We start from the raw sequence: 17,765 nt of genomic DNA on the forward strand, positions 1-17,765 counted from the left end.
GCAGCTACGTTGAAAAAAGTCGCATGAGGAATGGTCGATGAGTGATGTATCCAAAGTAGCCATCGTGACCGGCGGCGGGTCGGGCATTGGCAAAGCCGCTGCGTTGGCCTTGCTGAAGGACGGATGGCGTGTGGTCCTGGCTGGGCGCCGGGAATCGTTGCTGCATGCGGTGATTGCCGAAGCCAGTGCCGGGGGGCAAGCCTTGGCGGTTCCGACCGACGTTGCGGACCCCGTTGCAGTTCGGGCCTTGTTCGACCGAGCGGTGGAGGCCTTCGGACGAGTGGACTTGCTGTTCAATAATGCTGGCGTTGGCGCGCCGGCTGTGCCCATTGACGAGCTGCCGCTGGAGCAATGGCACAGGGTGGTCGGCACCAATCTCAACGGCATGTTCTATTGCCTGCAGCAGGCCTTTCGTGTGATGAAGGCGCAGCAGCCGCCAGGCGGTCGCATCATCAACAACGGTTCCATCTCCGCGCATGCTCCCCGCCCCCATTCGATCGCCTACACGGCCACGAAACACGCAGTTTCCGGACTCACCAAAACCGCGTCTTTGGACGGCCGCAAATACGACATTGCAGTGGGCCAGATCGATGTGGGCAATGCGGGGACAGAGCTTGCCCAGCGCATGACGCAGGGGGTGCAGCAGGCCAACGGGCAGATAGCGGCTGAGCCGCTGATGGACGTCCATATCGTGGGCCAGTCGGTGCTCTACATGGCCAATCTGCCTCTGGAGGCCAATGTCATGTTCCACACGGTGATGGCCACCAAGATGCCATTCGCGGGGCGAGGGTAGAACCTTCTGACCGATGGGATGAGGCCGCAATTTGCGGCCTCTCCTTCGTTAAGCAACCGAAGGCGAAAGATTGCTTATGGTGAAGTCGGAGCAGCGAAGGGGTGTGTGGTTCATGGGTGAAGCAGTGCCTACCCTTTCCATGCCCAAGGAAATAGCGCTTTGCCCGGCTGAAGACTTGGTCGCATCGGCAGATGAAAAGGCCACGTTCTGTTCAGGACTGCGCTCTTGGTATGTGGACAGGAAGGGCCAGGATTTACGGGTCATTTCTATCTCCTAGAAAAGTGCAGGCGCCGGGTTGGCGATGCCTTGTTGCCAATCGCTCAACAAGTATTTCCGCAGCCTCTGCCGCTTTTTGTAGGACAGAACAGAACGATGATCTCGGCCTGGCGCTCAGGGCTGAAGCAATTCACCGTACAGATCGGAATAGACCCTGGCCGATGCGTCCCAACCGAAGGTTTGCCGCATTCCGGCGCGTTGAAGCGATTCCCAGGTGACGGGTGATTGCCATGCCGCGATGGCCCGCTGCACCGCTTTGTCAAACATTTCCTGGGTGGCGGCCGGCATGATGAATCCGGTGCCTGCCGACTGAGGTGAATCAGCGTCCACGACGGAGTCCGCAAGTCCACCCGTGTTCGTCACGATCGGTGGGGTTCCGTAGATCTGGCTGTACATCTGGTTCAGTCCGCATGGCTCGAATCGCGAGGGCATGAGGAAACAGTCCGCGCCCGCCTCGATCTGGTGGGCCAACGATTCATCAAAGCCCAGCGTCACGCTGATGTGCTCAGGATGCAGGGCCGCCAGATGCGTAAAGCGGGACTGGATCGCAGCATCGCCATTGCCCAAGACGACAAGCTGTGCCCCTTGCTGCACCAGACGCTTCGCGCCCTCCACCACGAGATCGACGCCTTTTTGCTGGGTGAGCCGTCCGACCAGACCGAACAGCATGCGGTTTTCCGCAGTATCCAGCCCGCATCGCTGGCGCAACGCGGTTTTGTTCAGCGCCTTGCCCGACGGGCTTTCCAAACTGTATGGCGCAGCGATGAGAGGATCGCTCGCCGGGTTCCATGTGTTCGTGTCGACGCCATTGAGAATGCCGTGCAAGGCGTCCGCACGCTCCTGCAGCACTCCGTCCAAACCGAATCCAAGTTCGGGGCCCTGGATTTCGCGTGCGTATGTGGGGCTGACAGTGGTGATGGCGTCTGCAAAATTCAGGCCGGCTTTGAGCATCGACATGCGGCCCCAGAATTCGACACCCGCGATGCCCCGATGCTCCGGCGGAATCTCCAGCGCATCGCACGCCTGCATCGGAAAGACACCTTGGAATGCCAGGTTGTGCACGGTGATGATGCTGCGTGCCACTGGGGCGCCGTCGGCCGTGGCGCGCGCTTGCGCCAGATAGAACGGCGCCAGCCCGGTGGGCCAATCGTTGGCATGCACGATATCGGCCTGCCATCCACAGGGCGTGGCCTGTGTTCCCATCATGGCCGCGACACGGCTGAGCAGGCCAAAGCGCAGCGCGTTGTCATCGTGATCCGTGCCGTTGGGTGCGCCGTAGGGCGTGCCAGCGCGTGCATAGAGTTGAGGGCACGAAAGCAGGTAGAGGATGAAGCCGTCTTCCTGGCGCAGTTGCAGCAATTGCGCTGCCGGCCAGGCACCCTGCGGCGCAATGGCAAACAAGCCGACGATCTGGCCAGTGATGGCCATATCGCCGTAGGCCGGCATGAGCAAGGCAACATCGTGCCCCAGGGCTGACAACGCACGGGGCAGGGCGGCACTGACATCGCCCAGCCCACCGGTTTTGACCAGTGGGGCGCATTCAGGCGTGACGAAGAGGACTTTCATTCGACGTCCTCGGGCACCAACACCACGAATGGCAAGGTACCGCCCTCTGGTTGCAACTCACCCATCAGCATGTCCAGTTCCAGGCCTTCATCCTTGTCGGCTACCAGGGACACTCCCGTCATCCAGTTTTTCCACCTTGGAATTTTGTCCAAGGCAGGATGTACCGCGGCAAGCGCGACGCGGGTTCCACGCCAACCCATCGCGGTCAGCCCGTACAGCAACCGCGAGCAGACAACCACAATGGCTTTGCCTTCCCGGATGCGTGCAAACGCGACGGCATGTTCGGCGCTCGGCCCCTCCAGGGGCAGAGGAAGGTAGGTGGCGTTCAGGAACAGTTCCGGCATTTTCTGCCGCAACTGCAGCAGCCGCCATGTGACCAGTTGCTTGACCAGCGGCGCCGGAGATGCGCCCAGCATCTCTCGCCATGCATCGGTCTTGGGATACCCCTGGGCGTAGTGCGAGCGCACTGTTTCCAGTGAACGCTCCAGTTCCGTGAAGTCGACGGGTCTGCGGTTGTCCGGGTCCACGAGGCTGAAGTTCCACTGCTCGCAGCCTTGGTAGATGTCGGGCACTCCGGGGACCGTCAGCTTCAGCGCGAGCTGGCACAGGCTGTTGCGAAATCCGTAGGGGGCGATGGACTGGACAAATTTCTCCAGTTCGCGCACGAAACGATCCGTGGAGAGCACGCCGTCGATGTAGCGGTCAACGGCTGCCTCATAGGCCTCGTTGGGAAACAGCCAGTTGGTCGCCTGCTTGGCCTCGCGCATGGCTTTGACCATGTACTGCTTGGCGCGGTCTCGCAAGCCGATCCGCTCCTCCGCATCGGCGCCTTCTGCCGGCCAGATGCCGACCAGGGCTTGATAGAGCGCCCAGAGATCATGGGGGCTGGGAACCACCGCACCGTCGATCTCCGTCGTGAAACGGGTCCCGAGTTCGCGCAGTTGAATCGCCGTGTCTTCCCACAGCGCCGGAATCTCGGACAGCACGTTCAGGCGGGCGCGCAGATCTTCCGAACGCTTGCTGTCATGCGTGGAGGTCGCCAGCAGCCCATGCGGCAATCGCCGCGATCGTTGCAGGTTGGCCTGATGAAATGCGGCGCCGGACAATCCGAAACGCCGCGGCTCCGAGCCCACATCGTTCAGCGACACCAGGCGCACATAGCGGTAGAACGCCGTATCCTCTACGGACTTTGCCATCACCGGCGCCGTGAACTGTTGCCAGCGGCGCAGGAACGCGCCCCGCAACGCGGGCAGGTGCTGACCTTCCGTGCCGACAAAGACACCTTGCAGGTACGCGAGCACACCGCCCTCGGCGGTGCCCATGCGGCGACGTGCCGCCGCAATGGCCCATTCGATGTGTTGCCGATCCGTGTCGGACAGCCCCGTGCCGTCGGGCGCGATGTAGGTGCGGTAGACGGGGAAGACGGCCGCCACCTCCGTCAGCGCGATGCGCAGCTGGTTGCGCGTGAAATCGCAGGTCTTGCGATCGGTGCGGCTGATGCGGTAGAGCGTGTCGGCCAGCCACCCCAGGTCACTGAACAGCGAGGTTTCGATGATGTGCTTCTTGCACTCGTGCACCGCCTCTTCGAATTCCTTGCGATCGCCGGTGAAGGCGGAGTACGCATCGTCGAAGGCCGCTTGAGAGGCCGGCTCGACGAATAGCCCGTTGACCAGGCTGCTGAACCGGTACCCTGTGGCTCCATGCACGGGCCAATCCTGCGGCAGCGGCTCATGGTCCGCCAGGATCTTTTCTACGATGAGGTATAGCGCACGGGGCTCCCGTCCCGCAGCGCGCGCCAGCGACGCATAGCGCTTTTGCAGCCGGTCGAAGTACTGGGCGGGGTCGGCCAATCCATCCGGATGGTCGATGCGCAATCCGGAGATCTTTCCCTCGGCCAGCCAGCGAAAGATGCAGGTGTGGGTCGACTCGAAGACGGCTGGGTCTTCCATGCGGACGGCAGCCAGGGAGTTGACGTCGAAGAATCGGCGGTAGTTGATGTCGTCGCCTGCCACACGCCAGTCCGCCAAGCGGTACGCCTGATCGTGCAGCAACTGGTCCAGCGCATCGAAGCTTTCCGGACTGTCCTTCTGGCCGTTCCACTGCGTCAGAAGCGCTTCGATCCACTGCCGCACCCAGGGGTGCTCCCCCGCCAATTCCGCAAGCCGCCGCTGATGCAGCGGTGTGTCCCGTTGGCGCATGGTGCGCTCGTTCTCGTCACTGGTATTGCGCGAAGGCAGATTGCCGAACGCATCCACCAGCGATTGCATCTGCGCCAGGCTGTCGCCATCGCGTTCGCCGCCCGAAACCGGGGCGGGCACGGCTGCAAAAATGCGCGCGTAATGCTGTGGGTCGATGGGAAGTTCGTGGTCCCAGTAGCGGATGCTGAACCGCCCCCCTTGAGGGTCGAATGCCACCTGAAGTTCGCCGGATTCGAGAACGCGGCCGTAATGGCCGCCCAGCATGGGTAGAAGCACCCGCCCGTGCATTTCTGGCGCGGTCGGCTCCCACTCGATGTCGAAGGTGGCTGCATGGGCGGAGGCTCGCCCATGCTCCAGCACGTCCTGCCACCAGGGGTTATTGGAATCCAGCACCCCCATGTGGTTGGGCACGATGTCGAGCACCTGGCTGAGCCCGTGCGACTGCAGCGCTTCGCACAGGGCGGTGTGCGTGGCCTCCGACCCGACCTCGGGATTCAGACGGGTCGGGTCCACCACGTTGTAGCCATGTGTGCTGCCCGGCGCGGCTTTCAGATACGGCGAGCTGTAGAGGTGGCTGATCCCCAGTGCATGGAGATAGGGCACGGCCCGGGTGACCTGCTCGAAGGTATTGCCTTCGTGGAATTGCACCCGGTACGTCGCCAGGGGAATATCGGCGGTGTCGAGTGGCGGCAGTGCCTCGCTGAAGGGCAGGGCTGCGCCGCCGCGCTCGGCGCGCATCGCGGCCGCAATGTCCGCAAAGCAGGGATGGGTCGCCAGCTTTTCCAGTGGCACGCTCAGGCGCCGGCGCCAGTTGGGCTGCATGGCCTCGGTGGAGCCCGGCACATTGACCTGCTCCAGTTGGCCTGTCACGTCTTCCAGTTGCACTGCCGCCAGCCAGCAGGGTGTTCTGGCGAGATAGCGATGCACTGCGGCCACGAAGTCCGCGTTGGCTTCGGGCACCGATTGCGGGTCCGCAGTGGCACCGCTCGGAAGCAGCCCTTCCTCGTTGAGCGCGATGAGCAATCTCACGCGGTCCTGGGCGCGCTCCATCAAGGCGCGGGCGTGGGCGTCCTGGGCGGACAGCCAGCCCAGGCGCGACTGCACCTCGATATCTTCGGCCGCCCAAAACCCACGCAGTGTGGGCAGGTCATGCGTGCTGACCACTGCCAGGGCCTGGTGAGGCCAATGGGCCGGCGTGCGGAACGCGCCGCCATCGGCACGTTCGAAAATCAAAGGACGATAGGACAACAGCGTTTTGTGCGCCATGGCCTCCCGCATCTGCGGCGCGACATTGCCCAGGTCTTCGCCGATCACCATGCACTGGTGGCGATGGCTTTCGATGGACATGATGGCCAGCAAGGCGTCCAGAGGGTAGTAAACGTACGCACCGCCGTCCGCACTGGTCCAGAACAGGCGCATGAGTGCCATGACATGGTCCATCCGCAAGGCGCCGGCCGGGCGCATCACGCTCGTCAGCAATCGGCGCATGGGCAGGAAATGCGCCGCCGCCAACGCACAGGGATTCATCGGAGGAAGGCCCCAATCCTGTCCCTGGTGGTTGAGCGGGTCCGGCGGAGCGCCGACGTTCATGCCGCGCGCGTACAGGCCCTGGCCGGTCCAGGTCTCCGAGCCCCCGTCGTTCGCTCCGACCGCCAAGTCGCAATACAGACCCAGCGTCATCATCGAACGGGCCCGTTGGCTCACCCGATCGAGTTGTGCATGTGCCAGCCACTGCAGCCAGAAGCGGTACTGCACTTGATCCGCATGGTCCTGGGCAAAGGCTTTCACCTCGGCGCCCTGGGGGTCGCGCATCGCTTCGGGCCATGCAGGCCAACCCCAGACACTGGGGTCGATGGCGTTCAAATGGCACTGGATGGCCTCGTACAGCGCGTGTTGCCCGAGGATGTCGGCTTGACCCCTCATGAAGTCGCGGAAAGCCGCCGCTCGCGGCGAGTCGGTGCTCGATTCGCTGCGCTGGAACTCGTCCCACAGCAGCCCCAGCACCTCTTGCTTGGCGGCTGCGACTTCGGCATAGCGCACCTCGCTCGAAGCCCGCAACGCCCCCAGCCGCTGCTGGAAAGCGGCGTCCGAGAACAGTGTCTGCGCAGCCGAACTGCGCATGAATTCAGGCACCGCCGCCACATCGATGACGAGCGTGTTCAGCGCCATCCGGCTTGACGGGCTATAGGGGCTTGCAGCCTCTGGCTGATCCGCGCGCAAGGCATGCAACGGGCTCAATCCGACGAAAGCCGCGCCTTGCCCGGCAGCAATGGACACGAGGTCCGCCAGATCGGTGAAATCGCCAATCCCCCAGTTTCGTTCCGAGCGCAGGGCGTACAGCTGGGCACTCAGGCCCCACCAGCGTTCGCCTTGCCGCAGGGGCTCCGGGGACCAGCAATGCTCGGGCGCCACGATGACCAGCCGTTCGGCCGATGCCCCCGGTGAATGGAGGGCGTAGTAGCCCATGGACAGCGAAGCGGGTACCTCGGCGACGGTGCCCACGCCCTCGCACACCAGCGTGCGTTCCGCCGTCTCAGCGGTGAACAGGCGCCAGGGCCCTTCGTTGTGAAGCGGCACGGTGGCCGCGCTGCCCTCCAATACCAGCACAGGGGAGGGCACGGCGCTGGTATCTGCATGGTCTCCCATGGCGGCCAGCGCCCGCTCGATGACGGAGGTCGGCACGTCCCGGTGCTCGCCCCAGAAGCTGGTGTAGTTCAGTGCAATGCCGGCCAAGTGGGCGCGATGGCGCAGGGCTTCGCCGGGGGTAGGGTCCGTCATGCGTTGGGCTCCAGAAAACACCAGCGGGCGGACCAAGGTGCCCATTGGGTCGTGTCATAGCTCCAGCGGTGTGAAAACCGCGGGGTTCCCTGCGGGCCGTCGGGTATTGGCGCCTCGACGGGCATTTCGCTCAGGTTGATATCCATCTGCCATTGCGCGCCATCGTCGTAATGCCACCGCACCTGCAGGCCGCGGGCGCCCACCACCCGGGCCACGTGGCCCCGTGGTGCCAGCCGGTGCTGGCGTGGGTTGAGCCACTGCCTGCGCGCCGCGAGCGCCTCGCGCAGCAAGGCTTGCCGTGCCAGGCCTTGCGGGCTGTCGGCTTGCTGCCAGTCGAGGCGGCTGTGTGCGAACGTGACCGCATCGCAAGGATCCGGAAGCGTGCCGCCCGGCGGGACTTCGTGGCCGAATTCGCGCAACCGGCCCTGGCGCACGGCATCGCGCAGTTCCCCTTCCCAATCGGCAAAGTAGAGAAACGGTGTCTGGGCGCCGAATTCATCGCCCATGAAGATCAGCGGCGTCGCTGGGCCCAGCAAAGTCAGCAGCATGGCCAGTTCGGAAGCGGGCGCTGGAACCAATTGCGCCAGCCTTTCGCCGAACGCGCGATTGCCGACCTGATCGTGGTTACCGAAGAACTGAACCATGGTGGAAAGGGGCTCGGGCGCTGCAGCCACCACCTGGTGCCTGCGGCCTTGTCCGTCGCGATCGCTGGGGGCAAACACATAGCCGTTCGTCAGCGCGCGGGCCAACAAGGCGGTTGGCGCAGTGCCGTAGTCGCCGTAATAGCCCTGCGTTTCGCCAGTCAGCAGCACATGCAGTGCATGGTGAAAATCGTCATTCCATTGCGCGTCATAGCGAGAGGGCTGGGGATTGGGGGCCAGATGCTCCGGCTGGTTCTTCTCGTTTTCGAGGACGAGGTGTACATGCCGGCCAGCGCATGCAGTTCGCACGCGCTGCGAAAGTTCTGCGAGAAAGTCGGGCTCGCTGTCGTCGATGATGGCGTGCACCGCGTCCAGGCGGAGTCCGTCGAACCGGAATTCCTCGATCCAGTACATCGCGTTGTGGATGAAGAATTCACGCACGGGCCCGCTCTGGGCGCCGTCGAAGTTGATGGCGGAGCCCCAAGGGCTGGTGTGCTTTTCAGAAAAGAACTGCGGTGCGTAGAGGCCGAGGTAGTTTCCGTCCGGTCCGAAGTGGTTGTAAACCACGTCGAGCATCACCATGAGGCCCAGTGCATGCGCCCCATCGATGAAGCGCTTGAGGTCATCGGGGGTTCCGTAGTCAGGGTGCGGAGCGAAGGGCAGCACGCCGTCATACCCCCAGCCGAACCGGCCCCCGAAGCATGCCAGAGGCATCAATTCCACTGCGGTGATGCCCAGGTCTTTCAGGCGCGGCAACTGCTGCAACGCGGCTTGCAGGGTGCCTTCGGGCGTGAACGTGCCCACATGCAATTCATACAGGACCACCTCGCTCCAGGGCCGCCCTTGCCAGTCCACCTGCCAGTCGAAGTCCTTGGCATCGGTGATCTCGCTGGCACCATGCGGGCCGTGGGGATTGCTGCGCGAAGCCGGGTCTGGCATCAGGGGGCCACCGTCCACCTGCCACTGATAGCGGGTGGCGCGAGAGGCTGTTTGCAACTCCACGTGCCACCAGCCATTCGGGCGGGACTGCGCCGGGAGCGGAACCATGGGCAATGCTGGCGCCGTGCCATGGTGCAAAACCACTTCGCGGGCGTTGGGCGCCCACAGGCTGAATCCGGCGCCGCCGTCGGCTGTGAGCCGGGTGCCAAACGGCATGTCATGCCGGTACCTCATGACAGGTCGGCGCGTGAGGGTGTTGTCAGAACGGCCATGGAATGCGGCTGCAGCGTCCACTGCCCACCTGCAGGGATGTCTGCCGCGTCGGCTGGTGGCACCGCTGCTGTGCGGGTGTCCACTCGCACGGTCCAGACGCGGCCATGCTCGTCCTGAGGCAGGGTGAAGACCGCATCGGCAGGGGTCGCATTGAACAGCAACATCACCGACTCGCTGTCGCCGTGGCCCTCCATCAGCGCTGCTACGCAGCGCACCTGGGGGTCTTCCCATTCCTCCTGGGTCATTGAAAGGCCCCAGACGCTGTGCCAGTTCAGGGCCACGCAAGCAGGGTGTCCGGTGGTGCCTGCCGGGTGCACGGCAGGACGCAACACAGGCAATGCATGCCGTAGTGCCAGCAGGGTCCGGGTGAATCCCATCAGCTCCGCCTCGCTCGTAGCCTGGTTCCAGTCGTACCAGGACAGGGCGCTGTCCTGGCAATAGCCGTTGTTGTTGCCGTGCTGGGTGCGAGCCATCTCGTCGCCGCCCAACAGCAAGGGCGTGCCGTGCGAGACGAACAGAGTGGCGATGAAATTGCGCATCTGGCGCGCGCGCAGGGCCTGGATTGCGGGATCGTCCGAGGGGCCTTCGGCACCGCAGTTCCAACTGCGGTTGTGGTTTTCACCGTCGCGGTTGTCTTCCTTGTTCGCGTCGTTGTGCTTCTCGTTGTAGCTCACCAGGTCGGCCAGACTGAAGCCGTCATGCACCGTCACGATGTTCACGCTGTCCACCGGCGGTCGCTTGCGTGCGGCGAGCATGTCGGCGCTACCGCACAGGCAGGCGGCGAACGAGGGCAGGCTGCTGTCGGCGTTGCGCCAATAATCGCGCACGGCGTCGCGGTAGCGGCCATTCCATTCCATCCATCCCACCGGGAATCCGCCCACCTGGTAGCCGTCCGGGCCCAAGTCCCACGGCTCGGCAATGAGCTTGACACCCGACAGCACGGGGTCTTGCGCCACGGCTGCGAAAAAGGCGGCACGGTGCGTGAAAGCGCCCGTGGGGTCACGGCCCAATGCACAGGCCAGGTCGAAGCGGAAACCATCCACGTGCATTTCCGTCACCCAGTAACGCAGGCTGTCGAGCACCAGGCGCAACGCGGCCGGGCTGCTCGTATCCACCGTATTGCCGGTGCCGGTGTAGTCCACGTAGTAGCGCGCGTCTTCCGGAGACAGCCGGTAATAGGCGGCGTTGTCGATGCCCTTGAAGCTGATGGTCGGCCCCAAGTGATTGCCTTCTCCCGTGTGGTTGTAGACCACGTCCAAAATCACCTCCAGCCCGGCGGCGTGCAGCGCCTTCACCATGGCCTTGAATTCGTCCACGCCGCCGTCTGACTTGGAGGCGCTGTAGCGTGGCTCCGGCGCGAAGAACGCAACGGTGTTGTAGCCCCAGTAGTTGGTGAGGTCGTTGTCCACCAGCCGCTTGTCGTCCAGAAATGCCTGGACAGGCAACAGCTCCACGCTGGTGATTCCCAGCTCGCGCAGGTGGGCAATGGCGGCATCGCTGGCCAGCCCGGCATACGTGCCTCGCAGGGGCTCGGGCACGCCGGGCATGGTCTGGGTAAAGCCCTTCACATGGACTTCGTAGAACACGGTGTCTTTGGCAGAAACGCGGGGTGGGGCATCGTCACCCCAGTCGAAACGCGATTTGACGACGCGGCATTTGGGCGCCACCGCACCGTTGTCCACGGTGCTGGGCTGCAGGTCTTCTTCTTCCTGATCCAGTTCGTAGCCGAATTGCTCCGCATGGCCGAGCACCGGCCGATCGAGGGCGAGCGCGTACGGGTCCAGCAACAGTTTCGCGGGGTTGAAGCGATGGCCGTTGCCAGGCTCGTAGGGGCCGTGCACCCGCAGTCCGTACTTCTGACCGACCTTCAACCCCTTCACCAATCCGTGCCACGTGTCCCGGCTCAGGCAGGGAAGCGTGATGCGCGCCGTTTCCTGATTGTCCTCCGAGAACAGGCAGATCTCCACCTTTTCGGCCGATGGCGCATAGACGGCGAAGTTCACGCCGTGCCGGCTCGCCGTGGCCCCCTGCGGCCAGTGGCGGCCCGGCTCGACGGTATAACGGACTTTCTTGTGGCGGGATGCAACGGGAGCGGAAGGCGTATTCATCAGGTCGGGTTTCATGCAGCTACTTTGCGGTCGCTTTCGGGGGCCATGGGGGCTGGTGGCCGGGCACGGCCGATGCTGGGGGTGTTGGTGCCGGAATCCTGCTGGGTCGTGAAGAACTTGCGTGGGACCACCACGATGCCGCTTTCGGTGACATGGAAGCGCTTGCGGTCTTCCTCCAGATTGAAGCCGATGCGTTCATGGGCGGGCACGTCGTTGTCCTGGTCGATGATGGCGCGCCGGATCTGGGCGCCGCGGCCAATGCGGGTGCGCTCCATCACGATGCAATGCTCCAGACGGGCATCGCGCTCGACGACGACCGAACGGCGCAGCATGGCATGGTCGAGGGAGGCCCCGTCCACGATGCTGCCCGAGCCCACTACCGACCGGTGGATCACGCCATTTTCGATCTGGGCGGATTCCGCCTGGTCGGGGCTGGCGTAGATCGGCCACTGGCGGTTGGTCATGCGAAAGCGCGGCGTCGCGCCCAGCGTGTCGAAGTGGGCGTCGAAGTACGAATCGATGGTGCCCACATCGCGCCAGTAGCCGTGCTCTTCGTAGGGCTCGGTCCCGGGGATGGTGTTGGTGTCGAAGTCATAGGCCATCAGGCGGTGCGACTCCAGCATGGTCGGCAGGATGTGCTTGCCGAAATCGCTGTGACCGGTCTCGTGCGCTTTCTTGAGTGCGTCGAGCAGCACGTCCGCATTGAAGAGGTAGTTGCCCATGGAGGCCAGCGCATGGGTGGAACTGCCGGGCATGGGGTGCGTGGATTTCGGCTTCTCGACGAACTGCGTGATGCGGTGGTTCTCGTCCGTTTCCACGATGCCGAATTGGTCGCACTGCGACAGCTTCACCGGCAGAGTGGCCACGCTGACATCGGCGTTGTTGGCCACATGGAAGTCGATCATCTGGCGCACGTCCATGCGATAGATGTGATCCGCTCCGAACACCGCGACGATGTCGGGCCGGAAGCTCTCAATGAGGTGGATGTTCTGGTAGACCGAATCGGCCGTGCCTTGGAACCATTCGGGGCCGTTGCGCATCTGGGGCGGTACCACCGTCACGAAATGCTCGGGAATGAAGCGGGCCATGGTCCACGACTGGCGGATGTGCTCGATGAGCGACTGCGACTTGTACTGCACCAGCAGGTAGATGGAAAAGATTTCCGAGTTCACCAGGTTGGACAGGACGAAGTCCACGATGCGGTGCTTGCCGTTGAACGGCACGGCCGGCTTGCAGCGCTCCGCGGTTAGCGGATGAAGGCGGGAGCCTTCACCGCCGGCCATGACGATGGCGAGGACATTTTTGGTGCGTGACATGGTGGGAACTCCCAGATGGATCAAACGTGGAAAGGTGAGGTGGAGACAATCAGGGTGGGCTGCGGAGATCGACATCGGAACGCGGGGATGCTGGGCAGCCCGGTGGCTGCCGGCACATACGCCATGCGGATCGATCCGGGCCATCCTCCTCTTGCATCCCTTTTCACGCGCGACGGAGCCCGGCTCGGAGCCTTGCCTGGAAGGCAAGGGGCTCCGGAGGCCGGGTCATGGAGGGAGTTGGGGTGCATGCAGGTGGTCCTGGACGCATCTTCTGTTGCGATGCAACAAGAGGTTGCAGGAAGTTCCTACCTGCCTATGTAGGCACTTGCCTACATGGTTCTGCGGTCTCGCCACGGTGCTTGGTCCGGGCGCCGGCACGGCTGCGAATTGTCACGGCCACCATCGCAGCGGGCACCCCTGCTGGTGTCACATGCCGCCTAAGCGGCTACGCGCCGGGGACGCCAGCGTACAGCCGAATCTCGCGTACGGCGAATGGCGTGCTGGCCGTGGCCTTCTGGATATTTGCTATTTAATTGATAGCTATATGCCGTTGATATTGTTGCGGTGGTGGCCGATGGGGGCACGGGTCGCCTGCCGCTGGGCTGCCCGCGCCTGCTCCTCGCTGGCCGACTGCGCGCCGGGGCTGACGCGCTGCAGCAACTCCAGCAGCAGCGCCCATTCGGCCGGCGAGTACAGCTGGCGCATGCCTGCTTCCATCTCCAGCGAAATGGCATGCGCCTGCCGGGCAATGGACAGGCCCTCGGCCGTGAGGCGGATGGCCTGTGCCCGGCGATCGGTGGGATTGCGCTCGCGCACCAGCAGGCCCCGGCTCTGCAGTCGGCTCACCACCAGGGTGAGGTTGGGCGCACTCAGGTTGAGCGCCTGCGCCAGCTGCCGTTGGGACAATCCTTCGCCGGGCATGAGCAGCATCAACAGGGAAAATTCGACGGTGCGCAGTTGCATGGGCTCGCCGATGGCCTGGAAAAAGGCGCGGTTGGCCGCTACCCGTGCCTGTGCCAGGGCGTAGCCGAGCAGGTGTTGGACGGTGGATGGATCGACGGGAGATTCATGCATGGAGGGTTTCCGGGCGGTCGAGTGTAAGAGTCCTCGCAATCCCTGCCAGTCCAGCACAAGACACCTGAACGGATTGCTCTGACACTCGGGGCAGCCCTGGCCTCGTGGGCCAAAGCCGCTGTTTTATGGGTAAAGGCGAAGTGCTTGGCGGCGGCTGGAGCCCCTGAAGCCCGTACATTCCCCGACATTCACGTGCACTCGCCATGGAGCGAGGCATTATCGCCACGCGCATGCCGGCCGACGGGTGGTTGGCTTGTCGCAGCATGGCCGCGTGTGCCCGGGTGGAGCGGGGTCGTCAGCTATCCGTCAGCGCTCGGCGTCGCCTTGCTGGTCCAGCTGGGCTGCGCAGGCAGCGATCAGGGCGTCGAACGCATCGAAGGCCAGCGGTTTGGCCAGCACGTGATCGAAACCGATCAACTGCGCCCGGTCCGAAACGCCCAATCCCGTGATGGCGATCGCGATGCAGGGCCGGCCGGCCGCTGCAGCGCGCAACTGCGGAACGAGCTGGGTGCCGAGCATGTCGGGCAGTTGCTGGTCCACGAGGAACAGCGAGGCGGGGCGCTGCGCCATGTGCCGCAGCGCTTCGCTGCCGCTGTGGGCGACGCGCACCGTGTAGCCCTGCAGATCGAGCAGGTCGCTCAGCAGTTCGGAGGCATCGCGGTTGTCGTCAATGATGAGAATGTCTGCAGGCATGCGGGGCTTCGCTGACGGTACAGTGTTTTTTTTAAAGACCATCGAACGATCAAGCCCAATAGTCTTCTTCTTAAGCCTCTATTGTGCCCGGCCTCTGCACCGGCAACTGGACCGAAAAGACAACATGGGGTGCGCGGTATTCGTATCCGATGCTGCCCCCGTGCCCCTGGACGATCTGGTGGGCGATGTACAGCCCCAGTCCCATCCCCGACCGATTGCGCGCGTTGCCGACCGAAGAAGCCTTGAACGGGCTGAACAGATTGCGGGCGATGTCTTCCGGAATGGGGGCGGCGACATTGCGCACGGCGATCTCGTGCCATTCACCGGTGGCGCTGGCATGCACCTCGATGGGATGTCCGCTCTGGCCATGGTGCCGCGCGTTGCCGATCAGATTGACGACCACCTGGGCAATGCGATCGGCATCGACCTGGGCTTTCAGGGCAGCGGGGATGGTGCCCACGATCTCGGTGCCGGGGTGCGCCGTGCGGGCCTCGTCGATGAGGTCGTTCAGCAGGGCGACCAGATCCACGTCCGTGCGCTGCAGATCCAGTCCCAGGCCGCTCTGCAGGCGCGACATGTCCATCACCTGGCTCACCAGCCGCTGCATGCGGCTGCTGGAGGATTGGATGCGCTGGCCGATCCTGCCGGCCCGCCCGCCGTCGGTGCCACCCTGTTCGAGCACGCGCGCAGCCATGCTGATGGAGTGCAGGGGGTCTCGCAGATCGTGGCCCAGCACGGCCATCAGCTGGTTGCGCGTGCGGTTGATCTCGGCGGTGCGCGCGTTCTGCACGCGCACGAGTTCGTCCATCAACTGCCGGGCGGCGTCCAGTTCCAGCGTGCTCCAATGCTCGGCGGTGGACCGGACGGTTTCCTTCCACAGATCGAACGAGCCGCGCGGGGTGAGTCGCGGGCCCAGGGGGCCGTGGCGGATGTCCTTGTCCGGCTTGCCGCCCCAGTGGATGGTCTCGATCTGCTCCTTGCGAAGAAAGATCAACCAGCCGTTGCGGTCCCGGTCGAAAGGAATGCCCAGCACGCCGCACCAGGGCGACGTCACGGCGGCCAGGTCGGGTGCAAGCTGCGGCAGCGACTGGGTCTGGAACAGGCGCTGCCGGTCCTGGACCGGCTCGGCGGCCAGCCATTGCACGATGGCGCTGCCCGCCGCCTCCGACACCTCGCCGAAAACGGTCAGCTTCGCGCCATGGGCCACCAGCGCCGCATCGGCCTGCAAGATGGCGGCCATCTCGGCCGTGTGCTGGGTCAGGGCGGTGAATTCGTCGTCCGCGTGCAGCAACTCTTCGATGAGGTGGGTGCGCGCACCGGCCAGTTGCTGCAAGCGCTCCGCTTGGGAGCGCGAGAGCGTGCTCTGAATGTTGGCCGACAGCACCTGGGCGATCACGTCGCAGGCCATGCGCACGCTGTAAGGCACCTGGCGCGGACCCATGTGGTGGCAGGCGATCAGGCCCCAGAGCTGTTCGTTGATCACGATGGACACGCTCATCGAGGCACCCACGCCCATGTTGGACAGGTATTCGATGTGGATCGGCGACACGCTGCGCAGGATGCTGCCGCTCAGGTCCAGCGGGGGCGCGTCGGCCTCCTGCAGCAGGGGCACCGCGGCCGAGCGCACGTCGGCGATCAGCCGAAGGGTGTTGGCCACGTAGAGCCGGCGTGCCTGCGCTGGAATGTCGCTGGCCGGATAGCGCCGGCCCAGGTAAGGGTCGAGCGTATCGACACACGATTCGGCCGCCACTTCGCCGCTGCTGTCGTGGCGAAAGCGATAGGCCATCACCCGGTCGAAGCCGGTCAGGGCCCGCAGTTCTTCGGTGGCCAGCTGCAGCAGTTCATCGATGGCCCGGGGCCGGCGCAGCTTTTCCATCGCGCGGTGGGCCTGCACGGCAAAGCCTGCCAGCTCGCTGTGGGTCTGGTGGCGCAGTTCGAATTCGGCGACCAGCATCGCGCTGCCGACATGCAGCACCACGTCGAACTGGCGGTCTTCCACCTGCAACTCGCTGGGCATGGGCACATCCCGCTCGCCCCGCAGCGCCTGCAGGCCGTCCTGCAGGAGCGCGGCAATCAGCGGGCACACGGTGCCCGGGTTTTCGGGCAGGGGCTCGCCCACGGTCACGCCGCAGTGCAGAAGGGCCTGCACGTTGGCGCCGACATGGCGGACCACGCCTTCGCGGTCCACCGCGATCAGGGTGCCATGGCTCTGGATGCTGCCCGGCACGTGGATGGGCTCGCGGTCGCAGTTGTCCAGCGTGGTGGTGGTGCCGGGTGTGAATGACTGGATCATGCGAGCACCCCCTGGCCCTGCAACTGTTGCCGCAGGCCATCGAAGCCGGCGCGTGCGCCGGCGCACGCCGCCTGGATATCGAAACGGCTCTGCACGTGGGTGTCGAGCAGCCTGGTGAAATGTTTCCAGCGCAAACCCGTGCCGGCACCCAGGCCCTGTAAGTAGCGCAGCGGATGCGGCGCCAGCCGGGGCGCCAGGCGCTGGTACAGGAACTGGCCGCCCAATTGCGAGCCTTCCACCACATAGGCCAGGCCCCAGCAGACGGCGGCATGGCCTGGCGCCCCGAAAGCGGAAAACGCCTGCGCCGCCATCTCCTGCGTGCAGCCGCTGGTATCACCGAAGCCGTCTTTGGCGTGCGGCGGCGCGGCGTGCGTTGCCAGCCAATCCGCGTGCAAGGCGTGCAGGCGGGCGGGGCGCGCAAAGTCGAAACCGGGCACCAGCGACTCCAGGGCGGCCAAGTGCGGCTGCAGCGCCGTGAGCCAGGCGCTCAGCGCCAGGGTGTGGTGGCGGTAGTCTTCCAGGCTGGCATCGGCTCTGCCGAGCGGCAGGCTGGCATCCAGCTGCGCGTGCGATTCCTTCGTGGTTCGTCGCAGCGCCGAAAGACAGTCGGTCTCCGGCACCGGGGTGCCGGAAGGGAGAGGGGATCGCTGTGACACGGAAGAAGGGCAGGGGATCGGGATGGGCAGAAAAGACTGCAGCAAGATTCTAGGGGCTGGATCTGCCCATGGCAGCGGGCAGGTTAACCGTCTGTTTTGTGCCTGCAACACCTGTGCTTGCAGAGGGCGGGGCCGGTACGGCCCGAGGCCGCTGCTGCGGC

The 17,765-nt window shown here is 64.6% G+C and carries 11 protein-coding genes; 1 reads left to right on the forward strand and 10 read right to left on the reverse strand.

Annotation, left to right across the window (positions count from 1 at the left end; all coding sequences use genetic code 11):
- The first annotated feature begins 37 nt into the window (after window positions 1-37).
- Window positions 38-793, forward strand: a complete 756-nt coding sequence (locus AVTE2539_RS07355) for an SDR family oxidoreductase (protein ID WP_272563958.1) — start codon at window positions 38-40, stop codon at window positions 791-793.
- Between the two features lie 48 nt (window positions 794-841).
- Here the strand turns inward: AVTE2539_RS07355 and AVTE2539_RS07360 are convergent, their stop codons facing one another.
- The 10 genes from AVTE2539_RS07360 to AVTE2539_RS07405 form a co-directional block, all read right to left on the reverse strand.
- A complete protein-coding gene (locus tag AVTE2539_RS07360; RefSeq protein ID WP_284401799.1) occupies window positions 842-1,057 on the reverse strand; it encodes a hypothetical protein in 216 nt (71 codons plus the stop codon).
- Between the two features lie 126 nt (window positions 1,058-1,183).
- Complete coding sequence (gene glgA, locus AVTE2539_RS07365; RefSeq protein WP_349817200.1) at window positions 1,184-2,635, reverse strand: glycogen synthase GlgA; 1,452 nt, start codon at window positions 2,633-2,635, stop codon at window positions 1,184-1,186.
- Window positions 2,632-7,611, reverse strand: coding sequence for a malto-oligosyltrehalose synthase (locus tag AVTE2539_RS07370; protein WP_284409294.1), 4,980 nt, complete (start codon window positions 7,609-7,611; stop codon window positions 2,632-2,634). The genes glgA and AVTE2539_RS07370 overlap by 4 nt, the downstream gene beginning before the upstream one ends.
- Window positions 7,608-9,425 (reverse strand): malto-oligosyltrehalose trehalohydrolase, encoded by a 1,818-nt coding sequence (treZ, locus tag AVTE2539_RS07375; RefSeq protein WP_284409296.1) that lies wholly within the window; start codon window positions 9,423-9,425, stop codon window positions 7,608-7,610. The genes AVTE2539_RS07370 and treZ overlap by 4 nt, the downstream gene beginning before the upstream one ends.
- The gene (glgX, locus tag AVTE2539_RS07380; RefSeq protein WP_284409298.1) at window positions 9,422-11,572 is read right to left on the reverse strand and encodes a glycogen debranching protein GlgX; all 2,151 of its coding nucleotides are present in this window, start codon (window positions 11,570-11,572) and stop codon (window positions 9,422-9,424) included. Before glgX ends, treZ begins: the two co-directional genes overlap by 4 nt.
- 11 nt (window positions 11,573-11,583) lie before the next feature.
- Complete coding sequence (glgC, locus tag AVTE2539_RS07385) at window positions 11,584-12,888, reverse strand: glucose-1-phosphate adenylyltransferase (RefSeq protein ID WP_284401806.1); 1,305 nt, start codon at window positions 12,886-12,888, stop codon at window positions 11,584-11,586.
- Between the two features lie 540 nt (window positions 12,889-13,428).
- A complete protein-coding gene (locus AVTE2539_RS07390; RefSeq protein ID WP_284409300.1) occupies window positions 13,429-13,962 on the reverse strand; it encodes a MarR family winged helix-turn-helix transcriptional regulator in 534 nt (177 codons plus the stop codon).
- A gap of 306 nt (window positions 13,963-14,268) precedes the next feature.
- Window positions 14,269-14,655: a response regulator gene (locus tag AVTE2539_RS07395; protein WP_284409302.1), complete on the reverse strand. Its 387-nt coding sequence runs from the start codon at window positions 14,653-14,655 to the stop codon at window positions 14,269-14,271.
- Window positions 14,656-14,725: 70 nt separating this feature from the next.
- On the reverse strand, window positions 14,726-16,948 hold the full coding sequence (locus AVTE2539_RS07400; RefSeq protein ID WP_284409304.1) for an ATP-binding protein: 2,223 nt from the start codon (window positions 16,946-16,948) through the stop codon (window positions 14,726-14,728).
- Window positions 16,945-17,604: a biliverdin-producing heme oxygenase gene (locus tag AVTE2539_RS07405; RefSeq protein WP_284409306.1), complete on the reverse strand. Its 660-nt coding sequence runs from the start codon at window positions 17,602-17,604 to the stop codon at window positions 16,945-16,947. Before AVTE2539_RS07405 ends, AVTE2539_RS07400 begins: the two co-directional genes overlap by 4 nt.
- Window positions 17,605-17,765: the final 161 nt, after the last annotated feature.

Source organism: Acidovorax sp. SUPP2539 (assembly GCF_030158975.1).
Classification (GTDB): Bacteria; Pseudomonadota; Gammaproteobacteria; order Burkholderiales; family Burkholderiaceae_C; genus Paracidovorax.

Excerpts from the sequence above, each read along its gene's own strand:
- AVTE2539_RS07355 (WP_272563958.1), top strand. The coding sequence starts at position 38 with ATGAGTGATGTATCCAAAGTAGCCATCGTGACCGGCGGCGGGTCGGGC.
- AVTE2539_RS07360 (WP_284401799.1), bottom strand. The coding sequence starts at position 1,057 with ATGACCCGTAAATCCTGGCCCTTCCTGTCCACATACCAAGAGCGCAGT.
- glgA (WP_349817200.1), bottom strand. The coding sequence starts at position 2,635 with ATGAAAGTCCTCTTCGTCACGCCTGAATGCGCCCCACTGGTCAAAACC.
- AVTE2539_RS07370 (WP_284409294.1), bottom strand. The coding sequence starts at position 7,611 with ATGACGGACCCTACCCCCGGCGAAGCCCTGCGCCATCGCGCCCACTTG.
- treZ (WP_284409296.1), bottom strand. The coding sequence starts at position 9,425 with ATGAGGTACCGGCATGACATGCCGTTTGGCACCCGGCTCACAGCCGAC.
- glgX (WP_284409298.1), bottom strand. The coding sequence starts at position 11,572 with ATGAATACGCCTTCCGCTCCCGTTGCATCCCGCCACAAGAAAGTCCGT.
- glgC (WP_284401806.1), bottom strand. The coding sequence starts at position 12,888 with ATGTCACGCACCAAAAATGTCCTCGCCATCGTCATGGCCGGCGGTGAA.
- AVTE2539_RS07390 (WP_284409300.1), bottom strand. The coding sequence starts at position 13,962 with ATGCATGAATCTCCCGTCGATCCATCCACCGTCCAACACCTGCTCGGC.
- AVTE2539_RS07395 (WP_284409302.1), bottom strand. The coding sequence starts at position 14,655 with ATGCCTGCAGACATTCTCATCATTGACGACAACCGCGATGCCTCCGAA.
- AVTE2539_RS07400 (WP_284409304.1), bottom strand. The coding sequence starts at position 16,948 with ATGATCCAGTCATTCACACCCGGCACCACCACCACGCTGGACAACTGC.